21 protein-coding genes and 1 tRNA gene are annotated in these 25120 nt (G+C 68.3%); 14 read left to right on the top strand and 8 right to left on the bottom strand.

The features are described from left to right. The first annotated feature begins 99 nt into the window (after positions 1–99). From ACFW0G_RS37660 to ACFW0G_RS37675, 4 genes are all read left to right on the top strand, one after another. Positions 100–855, top strand: a complete 756-nt coding sequence (locus ACFW0G_RS37660; RefSeq protein WP_378330285.1) for a type 1 glutamine amidotransferase — start codon at positions 100–102, stop codon at positions 853–855. 94 nt (positions 856–949) lie between these two features. Then, the gene (locus ACFW0G_RS37665; RefSeq protein WP_378330286.1) at positions 950–2083 is read left to right on the top strand and encodes an anion permease; all 1134 of its coding nucleotides are present in this window, start codon (positions 950–952) and stop codon (positions 2081–2083) included. A 94-nt stretch (positions 2084–2177) separates the two neighbouring features. After that, positions 2178–5153 carry a bifunctional [glutamine synthetase] adenylyltransferase/[glutamine synthetase]-adenylyl-L-tyrosine phosphorylase gene (locus tag ACFW0G_RS37670; protein ID WP_378330287.1) on the top strand — a complete coding sequence of 992 codons (2976 nt, stop codon included), beginning with the start codon at positions 2178–2180 and terminating at the stop codon, positions 5151–5153. A gap of 103 nt (positions 5154–5256) precedes the next feature. After that, complete coding sequence (locus tag ACFW0G_RS37675; protein ID WP_378330288.1) at positions 5257–5691, top strand: acyl-CoA thioesterase; 435 nt, start codon at positions 5257–5259, stop codon at positions 5689–5691. Positions 5692–5779: 88 nt separating this feature from the next. Here ACFW0G_RS37675 and glnA read toward each other — a convergent pair whose 3' ends face one another. Next, a complete protein-coding gene (gene glnA / locus ACFW0G_RS37680) occupies positions 5780–7204 on the bottom strand; it encodes a type I glutamate--ammonia ligase (RefSeq protein ID WP_378330289.1) in 1425 nt (474 codons plus the stop codon). A gap of 270 nt (positions 7205–7474) precedes the next feature. On the opposite strand from glnA, the gene ACFW0G_RS37685 reads away from it, so the two are divergent. Next, the gene (locus ACFW0G_RS37685; protein WP_378330329.1) at positions 7475–7864 is read left to right on the top strand and encodes an RDD family protein; all 390 of its coding nucleotides are present in this window, start codon (positions 7475–7477) and stop codon (positions 7862–7864) included. Positions 7865–7925: 61 nt separating this feature from the next. On the opposite strand, the gene ACFW0G_RS37690 is transcribed toward ACFW0G_RS37685, so the two are convergent. Both ACFW0G_RS37690 and ACFW0G_RS37695 read right to left on the bottom strand, forming a co-directional pair. Further along, a complete protein-coding gene (locus ACFW0G_RS37690) occupies positions 7926–8849 on the bottom strand; it encodes a hypothetical protein (protein WP_378330290.1) in 924 nt (307 codons plus the stop codon). 130 nt (positions 8850–8979) lie between these two features. Then, positions 8980–9708 carry a DUF4191 domain-containing protein gene (locus tag ACFW0G_RS37695; RefSeq protein WP_378330291.1) on the bottom strand — a complete coding sequence of 243 codons (729 nt, stop codon included), beginning with the start codon at positions 9706–9708 and terminating at the stop codon, positions 8980–8982. Positions 9709–9772: 64 nt separating this feature from the next. Here ACFW0G_RS37695 and ACFW0G_RS37700 point away from each other — a divergent pair, with 64 nt between their 5' ends. The 5 genes from ACFW0G_RS37700 (at position 9773) to ACFW0G_RS37720 (ending at position 14247) form a co-directional block, all read left to right on the top strand. After that, positions 9773–11857, top strand: a complete 2085-nt coding sequence (locus ACFW0G_RS37700; protein WP_378330292.1) for an ATP-dependent DNA helicase UvrD2 — start codon at positions 9773–9775, stop codon at positions 11855–11857. A gap of 207 nt (positions 11858–12064) precedes the next feature. Beyond that, positions 12065–12322 carry a hypothetical protein gene (locus ACFW0G_RS37705; RefSeq protein ID WP_378330293.1) on the top strand — a complete coding sequence of 86 codons (258 nt, stop codon included), beginning with the start codon at positions 12065–12067 and terminating at the stop codon, positions 12320–12322. Positions 12323–12473: 151 nt separating this feature from the next. Then, positions 12474–12860 carry a WhiB family transcriptional regulator gene (locus ACFW0G_RS37710; protein ID WP_378330294.1) on the top strand — a complete coding sequence of 129 codons (387 nt, stop codon included), beginning with the start codon at positions 12474–12476 and terminating at the stop codon, positions 12858–12860. Positions 12861–13198: 338 nt separating this feature from the next. Next, positions 13199–14062, top strand: coding sequence for a class I SAM-dependent methyltransferase (locus ACFW0G_RS37715; RefSeq protein WP_378330295.1), 864 nt, complete (start codon positions 13199–13201; stop codon positions 14060–14062). Then, positions 14059–14247 carry a hypothetical protein gene (locus ACFW0G_RS37720; protein WP_378330296.1) on the top strand — a complete coding sequence of 63 codons (189 nt, stop codon included), beginning with the start codon at positions 14059–14061 and terminating at the stop codon, positions 14245–14247. Before ACFW0G_RS37715 ends, ACFW0G_RS37720 begins: the two co-directional genes overlap by 4 nt. A gap of 6 nt (positions 14248–14253) precedes the next feature. Here the strand turns inward: ACFW0G_RS37720 and ACFW0G_RS37725 are convergent, their stop codons facing one another. The 3 genes from ACFW0G_RS37725 to ACFW0G_RS37735 all read right to left on the bottom strand — a co-directional run bounded on the left by ACFW0G_RS37725 (position 14254) and on the right by ACFW0G_RS37735 (position 17764). Then, the gene (locus ACFW0G_RS37725) at positions 14254–15195 is read right to left on the bottom strand and encodes a hypothetical protein (protein WP_378330297.1); all 942 of its coding nucleotides are present in this window, start codon (positions 15193–15195) and stop codon (positions 14254–14256) included. Positions 15196–15307: 112 nt separating this feature from the next. After that, positions 15308–16609 carry an ABC1 kinase family protein gene (locus ACFW0G_RS37730; RefSeq protein WP_378330330.1) on the bottom strand — a complete coding sequence of 434 codons (1302 nt, stop codon included), beginning with the start codon at positions 16607–16609 and terminating at the stop codon, positions 15308–15310. 102 nt (positions 16610–16711) lie between these two features. After that, the gene (locus ACFW0G_RS37735; protein WP_378330298.1) at positions 16712–17764 is read right to left on the bottom strand and encodes a TOMM precursor leader peptide-binding protein; all 1053 of its coding nucleotides are present in this window, start codon (positions 17762–17764) and stop codon (positions 16712–16714) included. A 220-nt stretch (positions 17765–17984) separates the two neighbouring features. Between ACFW0G_RS37735 and ACFW0G_RS37740 the strand changes: the two genes are divergently transcribed. Next, positions 17985–18494, top strand: a complete 510-nt coding sequence (locus ACFW0G_RS37740) for a M48 family metallopeptidase (protein WP_345401715.1) — start codon at positions 17985–17987, stop codon at positions 18492–18494. A 31-nt stretch (positions 18495–18525) separates the two neighbouring features. Here ACFW0G_RS37740 and ACFW0G_RS37745 read toward each other — a convergent pair whose 3' ends face one another. Next, entirely contained in the window at positions 18526–19887 is a 1362-nt protein-coding gene (locus ACFW0G_RS37745; protein ID WP_378330299.1) for a zinc-dependent metalloprotease, read from the bottom strand. Positions 19888–20090: 203 nt separating this feature from the next. Here ACFW0G_RS37745 and ACFW0G_RS37750 point away from each other — a divergent pair, with 203 nt between their 5' ends. Further along, positions 20091–21095: a PDZ domain-containing protein gene (locus ACFW0G_RS37750; RefSeq protein WP_378330331.1), complete on the top strand. Its 1005-nt coding sequence runs from the start codon at positions 20091–20093 to the stop codon at positions 21093–21095. A gap of 87 nt (positions 21096–21182) precedes the next feature. Here the strand turns inward: ACFW0G_RS37750 and ACFW0G_RS37755 are convergent, their stop codons facing one another. Further along, positions 21183–21776, bottom strand: a complete 594-nt coding sequence (locus ACFW0G_RS37755) for a PPA1309 family protein (protein ID WP_378330300.1) — start codon at positions 21774–21776, stop codon at positions 21183–21185. A gap of 167 nt (positions 21777–21943) precedes the next feature. Between ACFW0G_RS37755 and ACFW0G_RS37760 the strand changes: the two genes are divergently transcribed. Beyond that, positions 21944–24940, top strand: coding sequence for a UPF0182 family protein (locus ACFW0G_RS37760; RefSeq protein ID WP_378330332.1), 2997 nt, complete (start codon positions 21944–21946; stop codon positions 24938–24940). A gap of 67 nt (positions 24941–25007) precedes the next feature. Next, positions 25008–25081: transfer RNA gene (locus tag ACFW0G_RS37765), tRNA-Met, on the top strand. Positions 25082–25120 lie beyond the last annotated feature (39 nt).

Consider the following 25120-nt stretch of genomic DNA (forward strand, 5'->3'; position numbering starts at 1 on the left):
CGACCCCACCCGCCCCGCCGGGGGCAAGGGACCTTCACTGCCGCCCGGCGATAGCAAAGGTCCCTCGCTCACTCTCGAGCGCATCCGTAGGCTGGGCTGGTGACTTCACCGCGTTTGCTGATCATCCAGCCGTCGGAATCCGACCCGGTGGGGGCACTCGGGGACTGGCTGGTCGAGGCCGGCGCCGAGCTGGACATCCGGCTTCCTGGCCGCCAGGACCTCCCGGCCGACACCGAGGGGTACGGAGGCGTCATCTGTCTGGGTGGCGAAATGGGAGCACACGACGACGCCGAGCACCCGTGGCTCGCGGACGTTCGGAGGCTGCTCGCCCGAGTTGCCGCTGCCCGGGTCCCGACGCTCGGAGTCTGCCTCGGCGCCCAGCTGCTTGCCGCGGCGACCGGTGGCAAGGTCGAGGTCGGTGAGCGGGGGCCGGAGGTAGGGCCCTCCCTGGTCACGAAGAAGGACGCCGCCTGGACGGACCCCCTCTTCGCCGAGCTGCCGCTCATTCAGGATGTCATGCAGTTCCACAACGACGTGATCACCCGGCTGCCGGCGGGTGCGGAGCTGCTGGCCTCCGCCCCGCGCTACCCCCATCAGGCATTCCGATTCAACCGTTGTGTCTACGGTGTCCAGTTCCACATCGAGACCACTCCGGACATCGTGGCGTTGTGGGCGGCAGAAGAACCCGAAATGGCGGAACTCACTCGTCCGGGTGTGTTCGAACGGGACGCCTTGATCGCATCGCACGCGGACATCGCCGAAACCTGGCGTCCGTTCGCGCATCGGTTCGTCCAGCTGGTCAAGGGCGAACTCGAGCCTGCTGCGGACAGTCAACGTACGTTACCTCTGGCTTAACGGCGTAGGTCTCGAATACATACGGGCCGTTAACGGTTCACTCCACCAGTCAGGTACTTTGCGGGAGGTATCCCCACAGGGTTCGGAGGTCGGGGTGCAACCCTCGTTGCTGGTCGTGGTCGTAGTCGTCACGGCTCTCGTTTTCGATTTCACGAACGGGTTCCACGACACCGCGAACTCGATGGCAACGTCCATCGCGACAGGAGCGTTGCGCCCGCGCGTCGCCGTCGCCATCTCAGCGGTGCTGAACCTCGTTGGTGCCTTCCTCTCGGTGGAGGTCGCGAAGACGATCTCCAGTGGCCTCGTCGACGACACCAAGGTCGGCCCGGCCATCGTGTTCGGCGGCCTGATCGGCGCGATCGTCTGGAACCTGCTGACGTGGTTCATCGGCCTGCCGTCGAGTTCCTCGCATGCACTCTTCGGCGGCCTGATCGGCGCCACGTGGGTCTCGGCGGGCGCGGACTCCGTCCACTTCGGCAAGATCGTCGACAAGGTGCTGGTCCCCGCCGCCGCCTCGCCGGTCATCGCCGGCTTGGTGGCGATGACCGTGACCTACTTGGTCTACCGGGTCCTGGTCCGGCGCAAGCCGAACAGCAAGGGGTTCCGGATAGGACAGATCGTCTCCGCATCTCTGGTGTCACTGGCTCACGGGACCAACGACGCGCAGAAGACGATGGGTGTCATCACTCTGACCCTCGTCTCCGGCGGCCTGCTCCCGTCCGGCGCGGCGCCACCCGTCTGGGTGATCATCAGTGCCGCCTGCGCACTGGCGCTCGGCACCTACCTCGGTGGCTGGCGGATCACGCACACCCTCGGCAAAGGACTGACCGACATCGAAGGCCCTCAGGGTTTCGCAGCGCAGACCAGCTCGGCCTTGGTCATCCTGGTCTCTTCACGGCTCGGTTTTCCCCTCTCGACCACTCACGTCTGCTCCGGCGGCATCATCGGTTCCGGCGTCGGCCGTCGTGAGGCGCCCGTCCGGTGGCGGATGGCGGGACGCATGGTGATCGCGTGGCTGTTCACCCTGCCCGCGGCCGCGATCGTCGGCGCCATCGCAGGCAAGACGGCCTCGCTCGGCACTGTGGGCACGATCGCGGTTGGCGTCGTCGGCATAGCGGTCGGCGTCGGCATCTACCTGCTTTCGCGCCGCCGCCCCGTCACCGCACACAGCTTCCACGTCCCCGAGCCCTCTGCCCCCGACACAGAACCCCGCCAACTAGCCGCCTGAAGAGGAGCAAGGGACCTTTGCTAACGCCCGGCGTTAGCAAAGGTCCCTTGCTCCTCACGGCTTGGCGGTGTCCGCTCGGATACGGTAGGGCGTGATGGCAGACCGAGCTCGTCCGACCGCGTCCGCGGCGAGGTACGGCTTCACCGACAGCCGGGCCGAAGAGCAGCTTCGTGCTGCTGGTTGGTGGGATGTCACCGGACCGAGCGCGGCCGCCGCCGATGTGCTGTCCGCGTTCTCCCGCGCGGCGGATCCCGATCTGGCGCTCCGTGGACTCGACAGGATTCGAGAGGCCGACGGCGCGGGGTGGGCGGAACTCGACCAGGCTCTTCGCGAGAACCGGACTTTTCGCGGGCGGTTGCTGGGAGCGCTCGGCACGTCCAGCGCGCTCGCCGACTTCCTCGCCGCCAATCCGCAGGCCTGGCATTCGCTCACCGGTAAGAAAAGCACCGATCCTGCGCGCTACGCCGAGCTGCTGCTGGAGAAGATGCGCGGGCCTGATGGCACGCTGGTGACCGGTCCTGAGGCCGAGCAGGTTCTCCGGTCCGCTTATCGCGAGCTGATCCTCGGCATCGCCGCGGCCGACCTCGGCCATCTCGTGGAACCGGGCCTGGAGCACCCGCACTACGCAGAGGTCGCGAGCCAGCTGACCCGGCTTGCCGAGGCCGCCTTGATCGTCGGCGTGGCGGTGGCGGAAACAGAGGTCGGCGCGAAGGCGGAGGACACGCTCGCCGTCATCGCGATGGGTAAATGCGGTGGGCGCGAGCTCAACTACGTCAGCGACGTCGACGTCATCTTCGTCGGTGGCGCCGACCTCACAGTCGCTACCCGCTTGGCCAGCACGATGATGCGCATCGTCGGCAACGCCTGCTTCGAGGTCGACGCGGCGCTGCGTCCCGAAGGCAAGTCCGGCGCGTTGGTACGAACGCTCGACGGGCACGCTGGTTACTACAAGAAATGGGCCAAGACCTGGGAGTTCCAGGCGTTGCTCAAGGCACGGCCGGTCGCGGGTGACGCCGAGTTGGGGCGGAAGTACAGCGAGCTGGTCGCGCCCCTCGTGTGGTCGGCTGCCGATCGCGACAACTTCGTCGGCGAGGTGCAGCAGATGCGCCGCAGGGTCGAAGGCCATGTCCCGTCTGAGCACGCCGAGCGTGAGCTCAAACTCGGCCGCGGTGGGCTACGCGACGTCGAATTCGCTGTCCAGTTACTCCAGCTCGTCCATGGCCGGATCGACCCGGACCTGCGTTCACCCTCCACTATGGAGGCTTTGGCCGCACTGGGTGAGGGCGGCTACGTCGGTCGCCAGGACGCCGCCGAACTCGGCGCGTCCTACGAGTTCCTGCGGACCGTCGAGCATCGGCTGCAATTGCGGCGGCTGCGACGTACCCACCTTTTCCCCGAAGCCTCGGACACCGCCGAACTGAGGATTCTGGCACGCGCGATCGGCGTCCGCCCCGCAGGCGGCAAGAGCGCGGGCGAAGTACTGCTGGCCGAGTTCCGGCGGCATGGCCAGGGCATCCGCAAGCTGCACGAGAAGCTGTTCTACCGGCCGCTTCTGCAGTCGGTGGCGAACGTGCCGACCGAAGCTCTGCGGCTCACCACCAAGCAGGCGGCCAGTCGGCTGGCTGCCCTCGGGTACGCAGCGCCGGATGGCGCGCTCCATCACATCAAGGCGCTGACCGCGGGCGTCTCCCGGAGAGCCGCGATCCAGCACGCGTTGCTTCCCGTCCTGCTCGACCTGCTGGCCGATACCCCCGATCCTGACCGGGGCCTGTTGTCCTACCGCAAGGTGTCCGAGGCTCTCGAGGAGACTCCCTGGTACCTGCGCGTCCTGCGGGACGAAGGCGCCGTGGTCGAACGCCTGGCCTTCCTGCTCGGCACATCGAGGCTCGTCCCGGATTTGCTCGCGCGGGCACCCGAGGTGTTGCAGCTGCTGGGAGATCCAGCGCGGCTCACCGGCCGCACTCCGGCCGAGGTCGCGACCTCGCTGCGGGCCGCAGTGCGCCGGCAACCCGGGTTGAACGCGTCGGTGGCGGCCGCGAGGTCGTTGCGACGCCACGAGATGCTGCGGGTGGCCTGTGCGGATCTCCTCGGGCTGCTCGATGTCCGGCGGGTGTGCGAAGCGCTTTCGAGCGTGTGGGTGGCGGTGCTGCAGGGCGCGCTGGCCACGGCCAACCGGCAACGACAGACGGAACTCGGTCGCACTCCCGCGGCGATCGCCGTCATCGGAATGGGGCGGCTCGGCGGCGCCGAGCTTGGTTACGGATCCGATGCGGACGTCCTGTTCGTATGTGAGCCGACCGAAGGTGTGTCCGATGCCGAAGCGGTGCGTTTCGCCTCGTCCGTAGCGGAAACGGTCCGGCAGATGCTGGGCGCGCCGAGCCCGGACCCGGCGTTGGTGGTGGATGCGGACCTGCGGCCGGAGGGACGCAGCGGCCCACTGGTGCGGACGCTGGAGTCGTATCGGGCGTACTACGCGCGTTGGGGCGAGGTGTGGGAGGCACAGGCCCTGCTGCGTGCGCGCTTCATCGCGGGGGACGCCGACCTCGGCGAGCGCTTCATCACGATGCTCGATCCTGTTCGCTATCCGGATGGTGGGCTCGATGCGGGCCGTGTGCGGGAAATCCGGCGGATCAAGGCGCGAGTGGAAACGGAACGGATGCCCAAGGGAGCCGACCCGACACGGCACACGAAGCTCGGCCGGGGCGGCCTGGCCGATGTCGAATGGACAGTGCAGCTTCTGCAACTGCGGCACGCGCACGAGGTCGGTGCCTTGCGAACCACATCCACTCTCGAAGCGCTCGCCGCGCTCGAGCCAGCTGGCCTTGCTGCGGCAGCGGACGTCGAATCCTTGACCGAGGCATGGTTGCTCGCTACTCGAGTCCGGAACGCGGGAATGCTCGTCCGCGGCAGGGCCGTCGATGAAATCCCCAGCTCGGGCCGTGACCTGACCGCCGTGGCACGTGTTCTCGGCTACACGTCCGATGACGATCCCGGCGAGTTCCTGGACACCTACCGACGCATCACTCGTCGCGCCCACACCGTCGTCGAGCGCCTGTTCTACGAAAACTGACCCACAGCGCCGAGAGGAGCAAGGGACCTTTGCTATCGCCCGGCGATAGCAAAGGTCCCTTGCTCCTCTGCGCCGGGTCGGGAGCGGCGCTTACAGTGGGCGGGTGACTGAGCGCGAGCCATTCCGGACCAGGCTGAAGGTCCGCCACTACGAGCTGGACACCCTCGGCCATCTCAACCACGCCGTGTACCACTCATATGCCGAGGTCGCCCGGCTGGAGCTGATGGAGCTGGCAGGCGGGCTTTCGGGAGGTCTGCGCGAGGAGAAGCTGGCGTCGGTCATGCTTGAGACGCACGTCGCCTTTCGCCGAGAGCTACGGGCAGGCGATGTGGTCGACGTCACCTGTGACACCAAGTTCGGGAACGGCAAGACGTTCCGCATGGATTCGAACATCTACAAGCTCGACGGGACCTTGGCCGCGGAGATCACCTGCACGCTGGGGCTGATGGATCTCGATCGCCGCAAGCTCGTCGATGATCCGCGTGGACGCTTCGAGCGGGCCGGCGTCGACCTCAAGGTCATGTCCACCGCGGGTTGACCCACCAGCCGCACGTGGAAACAGAAACGCCGGCGGCGAGGGCGTTTCCGCGCCTCGCCACCGGCGTGACGGTGGGCCTACCGCGTGATCACACGTCGTAGTACAGCGAGAACTCGTACGGGTGCGGACGCAGCCGCAGCGGGTCGATCTCGTTTTCGCGCTTGTACGAGATCCAGGTCTCGATCACATCGGGGGTGAACACGCCGCCTTCGAGCAGGTAGTCGTGGTCGCTCTCCAGAGTGTCGAGCACAGTGCCGAGGTCTCCCGGGACGAGCTTGACATCCTTGGCCTCCTCGGGAGGAAGCTCGTAGAGGTCCTTGTCGATCGGCTCCGGCGGCTCGATCTTGTTCTTGATGCCATCGAGCCCGGCCATCATCATCGCCGAGAACGCCAGGTACGGGTTGCCGGATGAGTCCGGGCAGCGGAACTCGGCGCGCTTCGCCTTCGGGTTGTTGCCCGTGATCGGGATACGCACGCAGGCGGAGCGGTTGCGCTGCGAGTAGACCAGCGAAACCGGCGCCTCGAAGCCCGGCACGAGACGGTGGTAGGAGTTCACTGTCGGGTTCGTGAAGGCCAGCAGACTCGGAGCGTGCTTGAGCAGACCGCCGATGTAGTGGCGCGCGGTGTCGGACAGGCCGGCGTAGCCCGACTCGTCGTGGAACAGCGGCTGGCCGTCCTTCCACAGCGACTGGTGGCAGTGCATGCCCGAGCCGTTGTCGCCCGCGAGCGGCTTCGGCATGAACGTCGCGGTCTTGCCTGCCGCGAACACCGTGTTCTTCACGATGTACTTGAACAGCTGCAGGTCGTCCGCTGCGTGCAGCAGCGTGTTGAACTTGTAGTTGATCTCGGTCTGGCCGGCGGTGCCCACCTCGTGGTGCGCACGCTCGATCTCGAAACCGATGTTCGTCAGGTTGCGGACGATGTCGTCGCGCAGGTCGGCGAAGTGGTCGACCGGCGGCACCGGGAAGTAGCCGCCCTTGAACTTCGTCTTGTAGCCCTGGTTGCCGCCCGCCTCGTCGGCGCCGGTGTTCCACCAGCCCTCGACCGAGTCGATCTCGTGGAATGAGGCGTGCTCGGCCGAGTCGAAGCGGATCGAGTCGAAGATGTAGAACTCGGCTTCGGGGCCGAAGTACACGTTGTCGGCGACGCCGTACTCGGCGATGTACTGCTCGGCCTTGCGCGCGATGTTGCGCGGGTCCCGGCTGTACGCCTCGCGGGTGAACGGGTCGTGCACGAAGAAGTTGAGCGCCAGCGTCTTCGCCTTGCGGAACGGGTCGATCCGCGCGGTCGCCGCGTCCGGCAGCAGCAGCATGTCGGACTCGTGGATGGACTGGAAGCCGCGCACCGAGGAGCCGTCGAACGCGAGACCCTCTTCGAAGGCATCTTCGGTGAAGGCCTTCGCGGGGACCGTGAAGTGCTGCATCACGCCGGGCAGGTCGCAGAACTGGACGTCGACGACCTCGACGCCCTCGTCGGCGATGAGACGCTGGATATCGTCTGGAGTAGTGGGCACCCTCGGTGACTCCTTCTCGTTCGAGCTCGTACGGCAGTGCTCTCTTCGGCTCACGCTAAGAGCGCGGTGTTGCCCGACCGTCACCCGTATGTTTCGCCGGTGTTAACGGGTCGGTGCATACCGGGTAGTCGACCAGGGCGAATGCGACCTGCGCCACCGGCATACCCTGGACGGGTGGCGAGATGGACCGGCGAATGGCTGCCCGGCACCGGCGACGGGGCGGCAGCAGGTGATCAGCATGCTCCGCGATGGCGCGGCGAATCGCTCGGCCTGCCTGAATCCGGCGTAGGTGCGGTGGCCAGCGGTGGCGCGAGACTGCTCGGCCTCGTCATCGACCTGGTCCTCGCCGCACTGGTCACAGCCATATTCGTCCGGCCCAACCTGCAGAATCCCGCTGTGATGCAGAACTTCAACCAGTGGTCGGGGGTCGTCTGGGCGATCATCACGGTCATTTCGGCGGCGTTCTTCGGCTTCACTCCCGGGATGGGGGCGGTGGGAATCCGTGTTGCCCGACTCGACGGGGCGTCGATGGTAGGACTGTGGAGAGCAGTCGTACGCACGGTGCTCACCTTCGTGATCATTCCTGCGGCCGTGCGCAACGCCGATGGTCGCAGCTGGCTCGATCGTCTGACCGGAACCGTGGTCATCCGTATGCGCTGAGTCGTCCGGAGTGAAGCAAGGGACCTTTGCTTTCGCTTGGGAGCTGAGTGTGACACGGATGTCATGCGGCCGTTCTGGGGTCGCGGGCGGAGATCCGAGGTGGTGGGCGTTGCGCCGCGCGCTGGTACGCCGTGCGAAGCTCCCGAATTACGGACAGTGGCTGGTCGCGCAGCATTAGCGGGTGAAGGCGTATCAGTATGAGTCCTTCGGCGGCTGGCGGGCTGTCCTCGTGCTGGCTGGCGGAATGAATTGCCACCTCGTCCAGGTCGAGTTGTACTGCCAAGCCGACGATCGGCCACCACGCTTGGACGCTGCCGAGGACATCACCAGACTCGTTCTCCAGAACAACGTCCCAATCCGGCTGAGGCAGCCCGCTCTTCTCGAGAACGTCACGGAGCCACCGCTCGGCCGCCTCATGGACACCGTTGCTGACCTCTTGGACGACACGCCGGGGGAGTGCCGAACCTATGGTGCTGGCCTGCGCGAGCTCCTTGCGGAGATCAAGCGGATCGCAGAGCCCACGGTAGACGGCGTCGGCGATCATGGCGTGCACGTTTGTCAGGTTGTCCATCCGTCGCGCAGCGTCAATCAAAGCCCTTGCCAGCGGCGCGAGCGGCAGACCGTCGACAACGACTGCGTCAGGAAGGTGGATCGTCCGCTCGGCGATCGCGAAGCCCCAGGTGGCGACCTTGCTCCTGTGCGGGATCAGTGTATGGACCCGTGGTTCGGCAGGCAGATTGCGCACGCCGTGGAGCCGTGCGGCGTGGATACCGGTGAGCATCGCGTCCGGGCCCGCATGGGTCAGGGCTGCGCGGAACAACTGGCGGGCCGTCGGCTCCCGGTTGGTGAATACGATTACCCCGGGTATTGGCCGCTGCCATGGGCCGTTGCCTCGGCACCGGCGCGAGATGGATGTGTGGGATATGCCGAGCGCGACGAGTTTCGCCCGGGCGGCCACGCCGTCCGGGAACAGATCTTCCAGCATCTCTGGCCTGAGGCTTCTCATGCCCACACCGTCATGATGCAACCACGGACCGACAGTTTTGCGCGAAAACGGAGCAGGGGACCTTTGCTATCGCCCGGCGATAGCAAAGGTCCCCTGCTCTGCTCGCGGGTTAGCGGCGGCGGATGGTGCGCTGGACGTTGCGCATCTTGGCGCCGGCGGGCATGGGGCCCTTCGGCATGGCGGCGCCGCGGTTGCCGAGGGCGGCCAGCTTCGCTTCGAGGGCGTCGACCTGGCCGGGCTTGAGGTTCCGCGGAAGCTTCATCAGGTAGCCCTGGAGCTTCTTCAGCGGGACCTCGCCCTCTTCGTTGCCGATGGTCACGTTGTAGATCGGGGTGTCGCCGACGAGCCGGGAGACACGCTTCTTCTCCTGGGCGAGCAGGGACTTCACCCGGTGCGGGGCGCCTTCGGCGACGAGGATGACACCGGGGCCGCCCAGCACGCGGTGCACGGCGTCCAGCTGGGTCGTCGCGGCGACCGTCGGGGTGACCTTCCAGCGGCCGCGGAGGTTCTCCAGCGCCCAGGCCGCCGCGCCGGGCTGGCCGTCCGCCTTCGAGTAGACGGTCCGCTGGACCCGGCGTCCGAAGAGGATCACCGCAGCGAGCACGCCGAGCACGATGCCGAAGGGCAGCAGCGCCCACTGGATGTTGAAGATGAAGCCGATCCCGAACACCACGCCAGTGACGACCAGGATCGCGCCCACCATCAAGGGGATGAGCGCCTTGTCTTCCTTGCGCTGCATCTTGAAGGCCTCGAAGATCTGCCCCCGGCGAGCCTTGCTCGCCGCGCGCTTCTCCTTCTTGGCCTGCTTCGCCGCTTCCTTGTCCAGCTTTCCCGCCATATGACCAGGATACGGCCGCGTGCCCTGCCACGGACCTGTCGGCCCCCTCTGCGAGGATCTCAAGGTGGCTAGCGCATCCTCCCCCAAGAGTCGTCCTGGCCTGCTCGACGGGCTCGATCCGGAACAACGCGCCGCGGCGTCGGCGCCGCGCGGGCCGGTCTGCGTGCTCGCGGGGGCCGGGACCGGCAAGACGCGGACGATCACCCATCGCATCGCGCATCTGATCCGGTCGGGACACGTCGCGGCAGGTCAGGTGCTCGCGGTCACGTTCACCGCGCGTGCCGCGGGGGAGATGCGGTCGCGGCTGCGCGGCCTCGGCGTGGACGCGGCGCAGGCGCTGACGTTCCACGCCGCCGCGCGACGTCAGCTGCGGTACTTCTGGCCCCGGGTCATCGGCGACCGGCCGTGGGATCTGCTGGAGAACAAGTTCCGCTACGTCGGCCAGGCCGCGAACCGCGCCGGGCTCAGCACCGAGACCGAGGTGCTGCGGGACCTCGCCAGCGAGATCGAGTGGGCCAAGGCGTCGCTGGTCAGCCCGGACGACTATCCGGCCGTGGTTTCGCGCACGCAGCGGGACATCCCGGCCAGGGCCACGCAGATCGCCGAGGTCTACCGCAACTACGAGAAGATCAAGAACTCCGCCCAGGTGCTCGACTTCGACGACCTGCTGCTGCACACCACGGCGGTCCTGGAGGAACACGCCGCCGTCGCCGAGGAGTTCCGCGATCGTTACCGCTGCTTCGTCGTCGACGAGTACCAGGACGTCACGCCGCTGCAGCAACGGCTGCTCAACGCCTGGCTCGGCGGACGCGACGACCTCACCGTCGTCGGCGACGCCAACCAGACGATCTACTCCTTCGGGGGTGCCTCGCCGCGCTCGCTGCTCGAGTTCACGCGGCGCTTCCCCGACGCGACCGTCGTCCGGCTCGAACGCGACTATCGCTCGACGCCCCAGGTCGTGACGCTGGCCAACCAGGTCATCGGCGCCGCACGCGGCCGCCCCGCCGGATCCAGGCTCAAGCTCATCGGGCAGCGGCCACCCGGCCCCGAGCCCCGGTTCGCGGAGTTCGACGACGAGGCCGCCGAGGCCGAGGCCGTCGCACGGCGGGTTCGTGACCTCCTCGACGGCGGGGTCGCGGCAAGTGAGATCGCGGTGCTCTACCGCGTCAACGCGCAGTCGGAGGCGTACGAGCAGGCACTTACCGAAGCCGGGATCCCCTATCTCGTCCGTGGCGGTGAGCGGTTCTTCGCGAGGACCGAGGTCCGGCAGGCGATGTCCGCGTTGCGGGTGGCCACGGCCGACTCCGCCGTGGTCGACCTGGTGACGACGGTTCGCTCCGTCCTTGCCAGGGTGGGGCTGACCGAGCAGCCGCCCTCGGGTGGCGCGGCGAAGGAACGATGGGACGCACTTCTGGCGCTGGTCGAGCTCGCCGAGGAACTCGCGTCGACGGTCGAGGACGCCGATCTGCACCGGTTCGTCGCGGAACTGGACCAGCGGGCGGCCGCGCAGCATCCGCCGACCGTCGAGGGCGTCACCCTCGCGTCGCTGCACGCGGCCAAGGGGCTCGAATGGGACGCCGTTTTCCTGGTCGGGCTTGCCGAGGGCACGATGCCGATCCTTCACGCCGACGGTGACGACGCCGCGATCGAGGAGGAACGGAGGCTGTTCTACGTCGGGGTCACACGGGCGAGAGTGCACCTGTGGCTGTCCTGGGCGCTCGCTCGCACTCCGGGCGGCAGGCGCAACCGGCGGCGCAGCCGCTTCCTCTATGGGCTGATCCCGGAGGACCACCCCGCCGCGCGGGTCGCCCGGTCCCAGCAGAAGCAGGTCGTCGTCAAGACCCGGTGCCGGGTGTGCGACGGGCCACTGCTGGAGACGATGGAGGTCAAGCTTGGCCGCTGCGGCCGCTGTCCGTCCACTGTGGACGAAAAGCTGCTGGAGAAGCTGAAGGCGTGGCGCGGGGAGCGCTCGCGGGAGCTCAAGGTTCCGGCGTTCGTGGTGTTCACCGACGCTACCCTGATGGCCATCGCCGAGCAGCGCCCGACCGACGACGGCGCGCTGGTGGCGATCTCCGGCATCGGTGCGACGAAGCTCGAACGCTTCGGTGCGGAGGTGCTCGACGTGGTCCGGTCGGCCATGCGGTCTTGACCGCGTCTCGGCCATGATCCATGCGGCGAACCCGCTGCTCAGGGTCGATCTTCGTAGCTTGGACGAGTTTTCCGGAAAATAAGTTGCCCCAGGGTGGGCGGGGGTCATAACCTGCACACACCGGGTCGTTAAGGGCCCGACTGGGGATCCATGTGACGCCGACCGCGGAGCGGTTCGCGTGCGACAGAAGAAGGAGGTGCCGGTGAAATGATCTCGAACATGAAGCTCACGAACCCTGGCACCCTTCTGTCCTGCGCCGCGCAGGCTCAGCGCCAGGGCACCGATGTGTTCGTGAGCGCTCACGCGATCCGTGGCACGCGCCGTATCGAACGGCTGTGGGCCACCGTCGACACCACCTTCGTCACCGCCACGGCCAAGGCCGGGGCGTACCCGCAGGTTGTCGTCGATCTGCCGACCATCAAGCAGTTCCGTGTTCCGTTGTCCATACGGGAGCGAAGTTCCTGACAGCCAGGTCAGGACGACAGGCTCACGAAGGCCGCGGAACCGGAAACGGATCCGCGGCCTTCGTGTTTTTTTGGCTGCACGACCCCAGGGAGCAGCACTGTCCAGTCCCATCGCCAATCCGAAAACCCGTACGACACAAAGGAGCACTGAAATGTCTTCGGCCTTCACCCTCGCTTCCGAGGGTGCCTTGCCTGACGCCTTCGCCGAGGCGGGCGTCAGCGACCTGCTCGACGCGATCGCGTCGCCCGAGCTCAACCTGCCTTGCCGGTCCGGCGACGCGGACCTCTGGTTCGCGGAGTCACCTGCCGAGCTGGAGCGGGCCAAGAGCTTCTGCGCGGCCTGCCCGGTCCGCGAGGCCTGCCTCGCGGGTGCGCTCGCCCGGCGTGAGCCGTGGGGCGTCTGGGGTGGCGAGATCTTCGAGCGCGGCGTCGTGATCGCCCGCAAGCGTCCTCGTGGGCGTCCGCGGAAGAACGCCGTCGTCGAGCCCGCCGCGGCCCAGGCGCGTCCGGCCGCTTCCGCCCGGAGCGCTGCCGCATGAGCATCGCACCGGTCACCACCAGGGATTACGAGGCGCGAACCGCCGAGACGGATCGCCGTCCCACCCAGCTCAAAGACGTTACGACCAAGGAGATCAACGAGATGTTGCTGTACGAAGAACTGTCCAGAGCACGAATACGGGACCTCGAGGAAGGGGTCCGTGCGCAGCGGGAACGAGGTAGCGTTCGTGCCGCTCGCCGGTGGAGCCGGGTAGCCCGATGGGCGAACCGCCGCGCGGAGCGATATCGACAGGCTTGAGTGAACGGAGGGCCGGCCGCCGAGGCCGGCCCTCCGCCTCGTTTCGGGCCGCCGCGGCAGCGGTTGGTGTTCAATGTGGTGGTGGCCACACACACTCACGACGGCATCGACTGGGCCGACCGCCTGGCGGCGTTGCGGATGGCCGACGCGCTCCACGCGGAAGCGCTGACGGCGGCGGCACGGCGCCTTGCCGACCTGTTGCCCGAGTCGCCGACGGTCGTGGACATCGGCTGTGGAGCGGGTGGGATGAGCGTTCTGTTCGCACGTGAGCTCGCCGGTCGTTCCGGGGGAACCCTCGTGTTGACGGACCTGACTCCCGAGTTGCTCTCCGAGGCCGAGCGCGCTGTCGCGGCCGAGGGAGTCGAGTGCCAGGCAGTGCTCAGCGATCTCGCCGACCCCGCGTTGCCGGATCTGCTGCCCGCCGCCGACCTGGTGTGGGCCTCCGGGGTGGTACATCACGTCGCGGACCAGCAGGCCGCGCTGCGTACGTTGGCCACGCTGACACGCCAGGGCGGATGGCTCGCGATCTCCGAAGGTGGCATCGCGCCGCACAGCCTTCCCTGGGACCTGGGCGTCGGCCGCCCCGGCCTCGAACAGCGACTGCTGGCCGCGCGCGAGGAATGGTTCGTCGGGATGCGGGCAGGGATCCCGGGCGTTGTCCCGATGCCCTATGGCTGGCCGGTCGCGCTGCAGCGAGCGGGGCTTTCGGACGTCATGTCGTTCAGCGTGCTCCTGGATCACCCGGCACCGGGAACGCCACAGCTGCGGGACTACGTCGTGCACGGTATGCGCAGACTCGCCGATTGGGCTGGTGAGCACCTCGCTACCGACGATCGTGCCGCGCTCGGCGTCCTGCTCGACCCGAAGTCGCCCGAATACCTTGGCGCACGCGAAGATCTGTACCTGCTCGGCACCAAGACGATCCATTGTGGACGGCGGGCGTGACTGCCGCGGAACAGCCGGTCGCATGCCACCGATGTGGCCGGTCACGGCCCGGCGACGAGGATCCCGTGGAAGCGCTCTCCTGGGTTTCCGACCGCGACCGGGGCACGCCGCGCTGGCTCTGCCCGCGGTGCGCTCGCGAGCATGTCCGTGACATCGAAGGGAAACTCCCGGACGAGTACTGGTGAACTCGCTCATGCGGCGTTCCCGACCCGGCCGTAGGCCCGCACCTTGGGGCGCGGGGTACGTGCTGCCTGCCCGAACGCCCGCACCAGCTCGCTGACGACCTCACGCGTTCGCTCCTGCATCTGGCGGAGCGTGCACCGCACCAGGACGATCCCGGTCGCGGTCAGGGCCAGATGACTGAAGCCGTCGCCCGGTTCGTTCGTGTCCGTCCGGTAGCGCCAGGCCAGCCCGACCTCGTCCCACCACGCGTCCGCCGTGCCGATCCGGCGGCCACGCAGATCGCACACGGTGACGTTCCAGCTCGGCGGCGGCAGCGGTGTCACGGCCAGCACCTTCGCGGCCCAACCCTGTGCGAACGTCTCGTGTCCGCTGATCCCGCGCAGCGCCGCGCGGACCGCGGCCGAACCGCGCTGATCGCCCGCGTCCAGCTCGGCCAGCAGGTCGGCCTTCTCGCACAGGCCCCAGTGCAGGGGCAGCGTGAGCAGGTACGTCAGCCTGCAGGGGTCGGGTTCCCGCCGGGCGAGGTCGAGCGTCGCGCGGCTCGCCGAGGCGAACGGAAGCCCGTCCACCAGCACCGGCTCCGGCATGCGTGAGGTCCGCTGGGTCACCACGCCGGTTGCGGTGAGCCTACGGCCTTCGGGCACCAGCAGCCGGATCTCGTTGGTGAGCCGGTAGTTCATGCCGTGTGCGCGCAGCGCGTCGGTGCCGGTGATGACGACGCCATCACCGAAGCGCGCGATCGCGGCGTGCAGCATCTGCAGCCGGGTCGGCGCGGTGTTGCGCATCAGGAACACCCCGGGGTGCAGCCGGCGCCACGGCCCGTCGGGACCACAGAGCCGGGCGGTTCTTCGTGCGGACACTCCGGCGCTGCGCAACTGCTTGTTGTTGACGACTCCGCTGGCCGTCGGGTCACTGAGCGCCAGGATGTCGGCGCGATCCGTGATGGTCATGATCCGAGCATGACCGCTCGGCCATCCGGGTGGAACCGGCTTCCTGAGGTTGTGGACAACTCCGCTCCGCGAACGGAGAATTCCGGTCGCTTTCCGTTGCCCTGTGGATAACTCAGGTCGCGAAACCTGGCTGCCAGCGCTCCACGATGTCCCTGGCCGGGATCTCGGCGTCGAGTTGGCAGAGGATCCCCGTCGAGCCCGCGGTGACCCGGTGGATCATGAGGTACTCGGGTGGCAGGTTGAGCGAGCGGCCGACCCGGAAGTCGCTGCCGCGGGTGTTGCCCAGCCGCCCGGCCTGCTTCTGCATCCAGCGGCGCGTGAAGTGGAACGTGGGCCCGGCCAGCGGTTCGGTGAAGGGGGACAGGTAGGCGAGGACTTCGTCCGCGTCCAGTTCCGTGCCCGCTCGCACGAATCCGCACTCGCGCAGCAGCCGCATGAGCTTGTCGGAGTCGCCGTCGAGCGCCAGCCGCGTCATCTCGCCGAGGTGCGCGGGGATCCCGTCGGGCAGCCGGGCCACCCCGCCGAAGTCGATCACACACATCCTGCCGTCGCCGGTGAGCATGAAGTTGCCCGGATGCGGGTCCGAATGCAGCAGGCGTGCCCGCTCCGGTGACGAGTAGTGGAACTCGGCCAGCAACCTGCCGGACAGGTCGCGGGTCTCGCGGTCCCCGTTCGCGATGATCTCCGAGAGCGGGGTACCCGTGACCCACTCGGTGATCACGACCTTGGGCGAGCTGGCGACGACGCGGGGAATCAGGAACCCGGGATCGCCCGCGAACGCCTTGGCGAACACTCGCTGGTTCTGCGCTTCGGCCTGGTAGTCGAGTTCCTCGTTCATGCGGTCGGCGAGTTCGGCGAGCAGGGGCTTGACCTCGGTGCCCGGGACGAAGGCCTGGAACAGCCTGCTGAACCGCTGGAGTTGCCGCAGATCGCTGCGGAGTGCTTCGTCGGCGCCGGGGTACTGAACCTTGACCGCGACCTCGCGCCCGTCGTGCCAGGTCGCGCGATGCACCTGACCGATACTCGCGGCCGCGGCGGGTTCGTCGTCGAACTGGGCGAACCTGGCCGACCAGGTGCGGCCGAGCTGCTCGGCGAGCACGCGATGAGTCTGCCGGGCCGCCATCGGCGGGGCCGCGGCCTGCAGCTTCGTGAGGGCCTCTCGGTAGGGCTTCGCCATGTCGTCGGGCACGGCGGCCTCGAACACGCTCAACGCCTGCCCGAACTTCATCGCGCCGCCCTTGAGCGAGCCGAGGACCTCGAAGAGCTGCTCCGCGGCCTTCGCCGACAGCGTCGCGTTCACCTGCTCCGCACTTTGGCCCGCCATCCTCCGTCCCCAGCCGCCCACGGCCCGCCCGGCGATCCCCAGCGGCAGGCTGGCGAGCTTGGCGGTCCGGGCGACGCCCTTGCTGGGCATCGCGGTTTCTCGGTCTGCGGGACGGTCGTGGGAGTCGGTCACCCTAGCGATTCTGCCTTGGGAACCCTTGCCGGCACAGCAGGTTCGGGACGTCTCCGCGGTCTACGCCGGGTGACGTATGGCTGAGGCGCCGCAGCCGCATCGAGGGTGCGGGACCCAGACGCGGCGCCTCACCTTCCCCTCGAAGGCGTCGATCTCCAGCGTCGCGTTCCACACCGGGGGAGCGGTTTCGCTCGGGGAAAGCAGCCGCATCGCCTGCGCCACCCCCAGCGCGGCAGTGGCCTGGACGGCGCCCAGATCCGGGTGCTGGTCATGGCGGATCAGCTGACTCGCGACCCGGGGCCAGCACGGCTCGAGATCGGTCCGGTGCAGGTCAGCGCAGTGGAGGCAACTGCTTCGGCCGGGCACGACCAGCGGGCCGACGATGCCGGTGCCGTCCCGGACACGCACCGGCAGGTGCGGTGTCCCGGCCGTCATCAGCTCGTCGACCACTTCGGGCGCGGGGACCACGGCGTCGGTGAGCAGGACCAGTTCCGGCCCGCGGATGCTGGTGAGGCGAGTGGTCCGGGTGCGGGCGTCGACCCGGTGGACGACGTCGGCCAGCGCGGTCCGCCGGGGCTTGCCCAATTCGGTTTCGGTGAACCCGGAACCGAGGTCCTGTTCGATGACGGTGCCCGACATGCGGACGTCGATGTGCCCGACCCCGGCGTTGGCCAGGAGGACCGCGGTGGCCACGGCCAGCCGGCCGTCCCCGTGCACGGCCATGGCGCTGTTCCGGCGTCGTTCGGTCAAGGCCGTCTGATGGTGTCTCGCCCGCAGCGACCACAGCCCGGTTTCGGCGCCGCGTCGCGGAGAGTGGCTCGCCGGCTCCGCTTCGGTGACCAGCCCTAACGCTGTGAGCTGGGTGAGAACCGTGCGCAGTTGCTCGCGATGTTCGCTCTCCGCGAGCAAGATCGTGTCGACGCTCTGTTGACCGTCGAGTCTGCGAAGCCTGCCGACCACCGCGTCGGGCAGGTCGGTGATCACGACGCCGTGCCGTGGGTCCAGCCCGATCTGGATCTCGTCGGGCCCGCGTTCGAGCACGTCGAGGCCGGAAAGCAGAACCGGGTACCTGGGCAGGGGCACCGCCGGGGTGGTGATGGTCGAGGTGCTCATGAACGCAGCATGGCAGGTGAGCGCTTGATCACCGTCCGGAAACAGGCCGGTTATCCACAGGGGGAAGCCGTTGTGGACAAGTCGGCGCTGTGACTTTTCGGCGCTCGGAGTTGTCGGTGTCTGGCCTTACCGTTGTCGAGTGGTCGAAGCACGGATTCCGTCTCTCAGAAGCCGGGGCAAGACGAACCCCCCGGCCGACACTCCCGGACACAAGGTAGAGGTGCGGCGTAGCCAGCGCCGGCATCGCACGGTCACCGCGTACTGGAACGACGACACGCTCGTCGTGCTCATTCCGGCACGGATGACCAGGGCGGAGGAAAAACACTGGGTCACCGAGATGGAGCGCAAGCTGCTGCGCTCGGAACCACGTCGTGCGGCGCCGCCGAAGGCGTCGGACGACGTACTGCTCGCACGCTGCGAGGTGTTGTCCAACAAGTATCTCGACGGCACGGCGGTCCCGGCGAGCGTGCGCTGGGTACCGCCGATGCGGACGAGGTGGGCGTCGTGCACCCCGGTCGACGCCACGATCAGGGTCAGCGACCGGCTCCGCCGGGTGCCACCGTGGGTCCTGGACTACGTCCTCGTGCACGAACTGGCGCATTTGCGCGAGCCAGGGCACGACGCGGCGTTCTGGGCGCTGGTGCGGCGCTACCCGAAAACAGAACGCGCGATCGGGTTCCTGGAGGGCCTGTCCTCCGCCGCCGGATGGGGCATAGCGGCGGAGGACTGAGGGAACAAAGGACGGCGGCGGCCAGGGCGGGTCAGCCCTGGTCGCCGGTGTCTTCCTTGCCGTCCTTGCGGTCCTGCTCGGACTTGTCCTGGGCCGCCTTGCCCTGTTCGGTGCGCTCGAGCTCGGCGATCGGGTCGACATCGCCCGTGTCGGCCGAGCCGAGGCGCTCCGCGAAGTCCAGTGGCTCGTCCAGATCGGCGGCGGTCGGCATCAGGTCGGGATGCGACCAGAGGCGGTCCCGCTGCTCGACACCGTGCTGGTCGCCGACCAGCTTCCACAGCGCCGAGGCGGCGCGCATCCGCCGCGGCCGGAGTTCGAGCCCGACCAGCGTCGCGAACGTCTGCTCCGCGGGCCCGCCGGTGGCGCGCCGCCTGCGGAGCGTCTCCCGGAGCGCGTCGGCGCCCGGCAGCCGGTCGCCGATGGCTTCCGCCACCACGACGTCCACCCAGCCCTCGACGAGAGCCAGCAACGTCTCCAGCCGGTTCAGCGCGGACTTCTGCTCTGGCGTGGTCTGCGGCTCCAGCAAGCCGGAGGACATGGCCTCTTCGAAGCTCGCCGGGTTGGCCGGGTCGATCCGGCCGGCGAGCTGTTCGAGGGCGGAGGTGTCCACGGTGATGCCGCGGGCGAACTCCTCGACCGTCGCGAGCAGCCGCTGCCGTAGCCACGGGACGTGGGAGAACAGGCGCTGGTGCGCGGCCTCGCGCGCGGCGAGGAAGACCAGGATCTCGCTGCTCGGCAGCTCGAGGCCCTCGGCGAACTTCTCGATGTTCGAGGGCAGCAACGCCGATGTCGCGGCGGGGCCGAGCGGGAGCCCGACCTCGGTGGAGGTGAGCACCTCGGAAGCCAGTTGAGCGAGCGCGTTGCCGAGCTGGGAGCCGAAGGCCATCCCGCCCATCTGTCCCATCATCGACAGCAGCGGGCCCGCGGCCTGCTTGGCCTCCTCGGGTAACGCCTGCATCCACGCGCCGGAAACCTGCTGCGCCACGGGATCGCACAGCCGCTGCCAGGTGGGCAGCGTCTTCTCGACCCATGTGCGGGCGGACCAGGCGACCGTCGAGGTCGCGCCGGCGGGGAGGATGGTCGCCGCGTCGAGCCACAGCTCAGCGAGATGGGCGGCGTCACGCACCGCCGAGTTGGCGTCGCCGGACGCGCCGCTGGACGCGAAGCCGATCTTGGACTCACCGGTCTCGCTGAGGTTCTGCAGCGCGATCTGCTTGGCGAGGTCGTAGTTCACCGGCCCGGCCGAGCTACCCGCCTGGCTGAGCATCTGGCCCAGCTGGCTGAGCATCTGACCCAGCTGATTGAAGGCCTCGGCACCGCCGGGGTCCGACGGCTCGTTGTCACCTCGTTTGTCGGGATCGGGCGGTCCGAAGCCGAACGGGGGATTGCTCATAGGACCACCGTACGCGTGTCAGGCAGCCCCGACCTCGTCAACCGGGCCGATGAGCGTGGCCTTCACCGAGAAGCGAACACGGTCACCGTACGCTGTCGGGCGTGACCAAGTCCTCCGAGGAGACCGCTCCCGCGAAGAGCAGCGCCGCGCAGGCGAACGAGTCGGCGGATCGCCCCCGCGGCATGAGCCGGCGTGGCTGGACCCTGCTGGTCAGCGGCCTGCTGTTCCTGGTGTTCGCCGTGGTCGGGTCCGTGGTCAAGGTGCCGTTCGTCGCGATCAGCCCCGGGCCCACCTACGACACGCTCGGCCGGGACGCCGCGAACAACCCGGTCATCCAGGTCGCCGGGCACGAGGTGTTCCCGACGACCGGCGAGCTGCGGATGACCACGGTGTCGCTGAACGACGGCATCACGATGTTCACCGCGCTGGGCCTGTGGGCCAGCGGACGGTACGCGCTCGCACCGCGTGAGGAGTACTTCAAGCCGGGCGAGACCAACGAACAGGTCAAGCGCGAGAACATCCAGCAACTGCAGGACTCCCAGAGCAATGCGCAGGTCGCCGCGCTGCGTCATCTCGGCTACCCGGTGAAGGTGGTCGCGAAGGAGATCGTGTCCGGCAGCCCCGCCGACCACGTGCTTTCGCCGGGCGCGCGGCTGATCACCGTCAACGGTAAGAAGATCGCCGAAGCGGGCGACGTGCGGGCCGCCCTCAACGGGACGAAACCCGGGCAGTCGGTGCCGATCACGTTCCAGGCGGACGGCCAGCCAGAGCGGACCGTCCCGATCACGCTCGCGCAGCGGCAGGACCGGCAGGAAGGCTTCATCGGCCTCACCGCCACCGACCGTGCGGACGCGCCGTTCTCGGTGAACATCTCGCTGCAGGACGTCGGCGGCCCGTCGGCGGGCCTGATGTTCACGCTGGCGATCATCGACCGGCTGACGCCCGGCGACCTCGCGGCCGGACGGCACATCGCGGGCACCGGCGAGATCAGCGAGACCGGAAAGGTCGGGCCGATCGGCGGGATCTCGTTCAAGGTCGTCGGCGCCCGCGAGGCAGGCGCGACCGACTTCCTGGTGCCCGAGCACAACTGCGCGGAGGCCAAGACGGCGGCGCCCGACGGGCTGAACCTGATCAAGGTGTCCACACTGGACGACGCGCTCGCCCAGTTGGCCAATCTGAAGGCGGGCAAACCCACGACGTCCTGCTGAACCTGCTCGGTCCGGCAGCCGAAAGAGGAGCAAGGGACCTTTGCTATCGCCCGGCGATAGCAAAGGTCCCTTGCTCCTCTTCGTGGGTCAGGGCAGCAGAGTGGCCTTGAGCGCCTCGAGCAGATTCGGCGCGAGGTCGGGGCTTTCGATGATCTCGTCGACGACGTCCTCGGTGGCCCCGGTGGCACCCGGCGTCCCGGGCTCGGCCGCTTCCCCAGACGGCGCCACTCCGCGCAGCCGCATGACGCAAGCCGCTTCACCGCCGCGGAGGACGGCGGCCACGAGCCGGGCCTCCGTACGGCGCGGATGGTCGGCCGCGGCGCGGCGCAAGCGTTCGGCGTCGCCCTCGGAGACGTCCGGCAATTCGGCTTCGACGTCCGGCGGGAGCACGATGATCTCCTGCGCGATCGCGCAGCCCGTCACGACATCCGGCCACGCGATCCGGCTCAGTGCCTCGGCGAGGTCGCCCTCGGGCAAGGCTTCCTGCGCGACCGGGGTGAGCGGGTTCGCCGGGTCCAGTTGCCCGGCCAGTTCCGGTTGTTCGTCCAGCAATGCGCCCGTCGGCACCAGCGCGAACAGTTGCGGCGGCTGGTCCCAGCCCCCTGCGGCGACGAATTCCTCTACTTCGCGGGCCAGACCGGCGATGGCGGTGATCGTCGGCTGCTGCTCACTGGGTGCCATGGCTCCAATCGTCCCAGGCGGGTGGTCGCCGCGCCGTGCCACGTCCGGTTTGGGCGGGTCCCGGGAACTCAGCGTGGCATCCGTAGAGTTAGAGCATCAGGGGCGCGTGCGCCCTCTGCGAACGTGTTCACGAAGACAGGAGCTATGCCGTGGCGTCCCGGCCCCCCGTGAGCCTGCCGAAGCTGTCCCGGCGCAGCAGGATCCTCCTCGTCATCGCCGCCGTGATCGTGCTGGCGTTGCTCCTGGGGGCGAGACTGCTCGATACCTATGTCGACTGGCTGTGGTTCGGCGAGGTCGGCGCGCGCTCGGTGTTCACCACCCAGCTGGTCACCAGGATCGTGCTGTTCTTCGCCGTGGGGATCTTCGTCGGTGGCGCGCTGGCGGCCAGCCTGACGATCGCCTACCGCACGCGCCCTGTCTTCGTGCCGGTGTCCGGCACCGACGACCCGCTGGCCCGCTACCGGTCCGCGATCGTCGCCCGTATCCGACTCTTCGGCATCGGCATCCCGGTGCTGACCGGTCTCATCGCCGGCGCGTCCGCGCAGGGCGACTGGCAGGTCGTCCAGCTGTTCGTCAATGGAACGTCGTTCGGCCAGAAGGATCCCGAGTTCGGCAACGACGTCGGGTTCTACGCCTTCGACCTCCCGTTCGTGAACTGGCTGCTCGGCTGGCTCTTCATCACGGTCGTCATCTCGTTCTTCGGCGCGCTCATCGCCCATTACGTCTTCGGCGGGATCCGCCTCGCCGGCAAGGGCGGCCAGCTCGCCGGGCCCACCCGCGCGCAGCTCGCCATCACCGTCGGCATCTTCGTGCTGCTCAAGGCCGTCGAGTACTTCTTCGATCGGTACAACCTGCTGCTGTCCGACCGATCCAACGGCCTGTTCACGGGCGCCACCTACACCGACCTCAACGCGGTGCTCCCGGCGAAACTGATCCTGCTCTGTATTTCGGTGATCTGCGCGATCGCCTTCTTCGCCGGTGCGTTCCTGCGCAACCTCCAGCTGCCGGCGATCGCGCTGGTGTTGCTCATCCTGTCGAGCATCCTGGTCGGCGTCGCCTGGCCCGCGGTCCTCGACCAGTTCTCGGTCAAGCCCAACGCCAACGAGAAGGAAGCCACGTCCATCCAGCGCAACATGGACGCGACGAAACAGGCGTTCGGCATGACCAAGGTCCAGTACCAGGACTACAGCGGCAAGTCCGAGGCCACCGCCGCCGACGTCAAACAGGACACCGGCACGATGTCCAACATCCGGCTGCTCGACCCGAACATCCTGAGCGACACCTTCACCCAGCGCGTCGGCCGGGAGAACTTCTACGGCTTCCCGGCGAAGCTCGACATCGACCGGTACACCATCGGCGGCCGCACCCAGGACTACATCGTCGCGGCCAAGGAGATCAAGACCGAGGGCCTCACCGGCAACCAGACCACCTGGATCAACAAGCACCTCGTCTACACCCACGGCAACGGTTTCGTCGCCGCGCCCGCCAACACGATCGACCGCGCGGTGAAGGACGCCAACTCCGACGGCGGCTACCCGATCGCCACCACCAGCGACACCCAGAACCCGACCGGCGCCGGTTCCGCCGGGCCGAACTCGCCGGGTATCCGTGTCGACGAGCCCCGCATCTACTACGGCGAGCTCACCACCGACCCGTCGTACGCGATCGTCGGTGGACCGGCGGGCAAGGCGCCAGGCGAGTACGACACCGCCAACGACCGCAGCTATCTGTACAAGGGCAGTGGCGGCGTCCCCCTCGACAACTGGTTCAACCGGCTCGCCTTCGCGGCCGAATACGGCGAGCGGAACATCCTGTTCTCCGACGCCATCGGCGACGGCTCCAAGATCATGTACAACCGGGACCCGCGACAGCGGGTCAACAAGGTCGCGCCGTGGCTCACCCTCGACGGCGATCCGTATCCGGCGGTCGTGAACGGCAAGATCCAGTGGATCATCGACGGATACACCACCCTCAACAACTTCCCGTACTCCCAGCAGGTCCAGCTCGGCGCCGCGACCAACGACTCGCTCAACGGCACCACGCGCCAGGCGAACAGCTCGATCAACTACATCCGCAACTCGGTCAAGGCCACTGTGGACGCTTTCAACGGTACGGTGTCGCTGTACTCGCTCGATGACAACGAACCCGTGCTGAAGGCCTGGGAGAAGGTGTTCCCCGGGTTGGTCAAACCCAGCAAGGACATCTCCCCGGAACTGCGCTCGCACTTCCGGTACCCCGAAGACCTCTTCAAGGTGCAACGTGACCTGCTGACCAAGTACCACGTCGGCAGCCCGCAGGAGTTCTACGCCCAGCAGGCCTTCTGGAGCATCCCGCAGGACCCGACGCAGGAGGGCGGCGCGACACCCGGTGCGGCCGGGGCAGCCAACCAGCCCGGCTACTACGTGCTCGCCGACGCGCCGGGCGAGAACCAGACGACCTTCCAGCTCACGAGCCCGCTCACGGGTCTGCAACGAAACTACCTCTCGGCCTGGATGTCGGTGTCGTCCGACCCAGCCGACTACGGCACGATGAGAGTGCTCAAACTACCCACCGCCGCCAGCGGGGCCACCCAGGTCGACGGTCCCGTCCAAGTGCAGAACAGATTCCAGGGCGACCCCCGCGTCGCGCAGGACCGGTTCCTGTTCAACAACCCCAGCGTGACCCCGATCTTCGGCAACCTGATCACGCTGCCGGTCGGCAACGGGTTCCTGTACGTCGAACCGGTCTACATCAGACAGCGCAACCAGCTGTCCAACTATCCGCAGATGGCGCGCGTCCTCGTGGCGTACGGATCGAAGATCGGTTTCGCGGCCACCCTCAACGAGGCACTGGACCAGGTCTTCGGCCCCGGCGCGGGCTCGGTGGTCACCGCACCGCCCCAGGGCGGCCAGCCGACCACCAGCCCGACACCACCGACCAGCAGCACGCCCAGCCAGCCGCCACCCACCACCGGCGGCAGCAACCCGGCGCTCGACAAGGCCGTCGCCGACATCCAGGCGGCTCTTGGCAAGCTGAAGGCCGCGCAGCAGTCCGGCAACTTCACCGACCAGGGCGCCGCCCTGGCCGCGCTGGATGCCGCGGCCAAGGCCTACGAGGCGGCCAAGGGCGGCACACCCCCGTCGTCGCCTCCGCCCAGCAGCGGCGCGCCGCCCTCGGGAGGGTGACGTCGCTTACGTAATCGACACCTGCTTTGCGCCCGCCCGAAACCCGGGCGTAAGGTAGGTGTCACGACGCGGGGTGGAGCAGCTCGGTAGCTCGCTGGGCTCATAACCCAGAGGTCGCAGGTTCAAATCCTGTCCCCGCTACAGAGGTCGGAGGCCCGGGGGGGGGGGAAGGGGGAGGGC

The organism is Amycolatopsis sp. NPDC058986 (assembly GCF_042741125.1).
GTDB lineage: Bacteria > Actinomycetota > Actinomycetes > Mycobacteriales > Pseudonocardiaceae > Amycolatopsis.

Excerpts from the sequence above, each read along its gene's own strand:
- ACFW0G_RS37670 (WP_378330287.1), top strand. The coding sequence starts at position 2,178 with ATGGCAGACCGAGCTCGTCCGACCGCGTCCGCGGCGAGGTACGGCTTC.
- ACFW0G_RS37690 (WP_378330290.1), bottom strand. The coding sequence starts at position 8,849 with ATGCTGGAAGATCTGTTCCCGGACGGCGTGGCCGCCCGGGCGAAACTC.
- ACFW0G_RS37695 (WP_378330291.1), bottom strand. The coding sequence starts at position 9,708 with ATGGCGGGAAAGCTGGACAAGGAAGCGGCGAAGCAGGCCAAGAAGGAG.
- ACFW0G_RS37705 (WP_378330293.1), top strand. The coding sequence starts at position 12,065 with ATGATCTCGAACATGAAGCTCACGAACCCTGGCACCCTTCTGTCCTGC.
- ACFW0G_RS37710 (WP_378330294.1), top strand. The coding sequence starts at position 12,474 with ATGTCTTCGGCCTTCACCCTCGCTTCCGAGGGTGCCTTGCCTGACGCC.
- ACFW0G_RS37725 (WP_378330297.1), bottom strand. The coding sequence starts at position 15,195 with ATGACCATCACGGATCGCGCCGACATCCTGGCGCTCAGTGACCCGACG.
- ACFW0G_RS37730 (WP_378330330.1), bottom strand. The coding sequence starts at position 16,609 with ATGCCCAGCAAGGGCGTCGCCCGGACCGCCAAGCTCGCCAGCCTGCCG.
- ACFW0G_RS37735 (WP_378330298.1), bottom strand. The coding sequence starts at position 17,764 with ATGAGCACCTCGACCATCACCACCCCGGCGGTGCCCCTGCCCAGGTAC.
- ACFW0G_RS37745 (WP_378330299.1), bottom strand. The coding sequence starts at position 19,887 with ATGAGCAATCCCCCGTTCGGCTTCGGACCGCCCGATCCCGACAAACGA.
- ACFW0G_RS37755 (WP_378330300.1), bottom strand. The coding sequence starts at position 21,776 with ATGGCACCCAGTGAGCAGCAGCCGACGATCACCGCCATCGCCGGTCTG.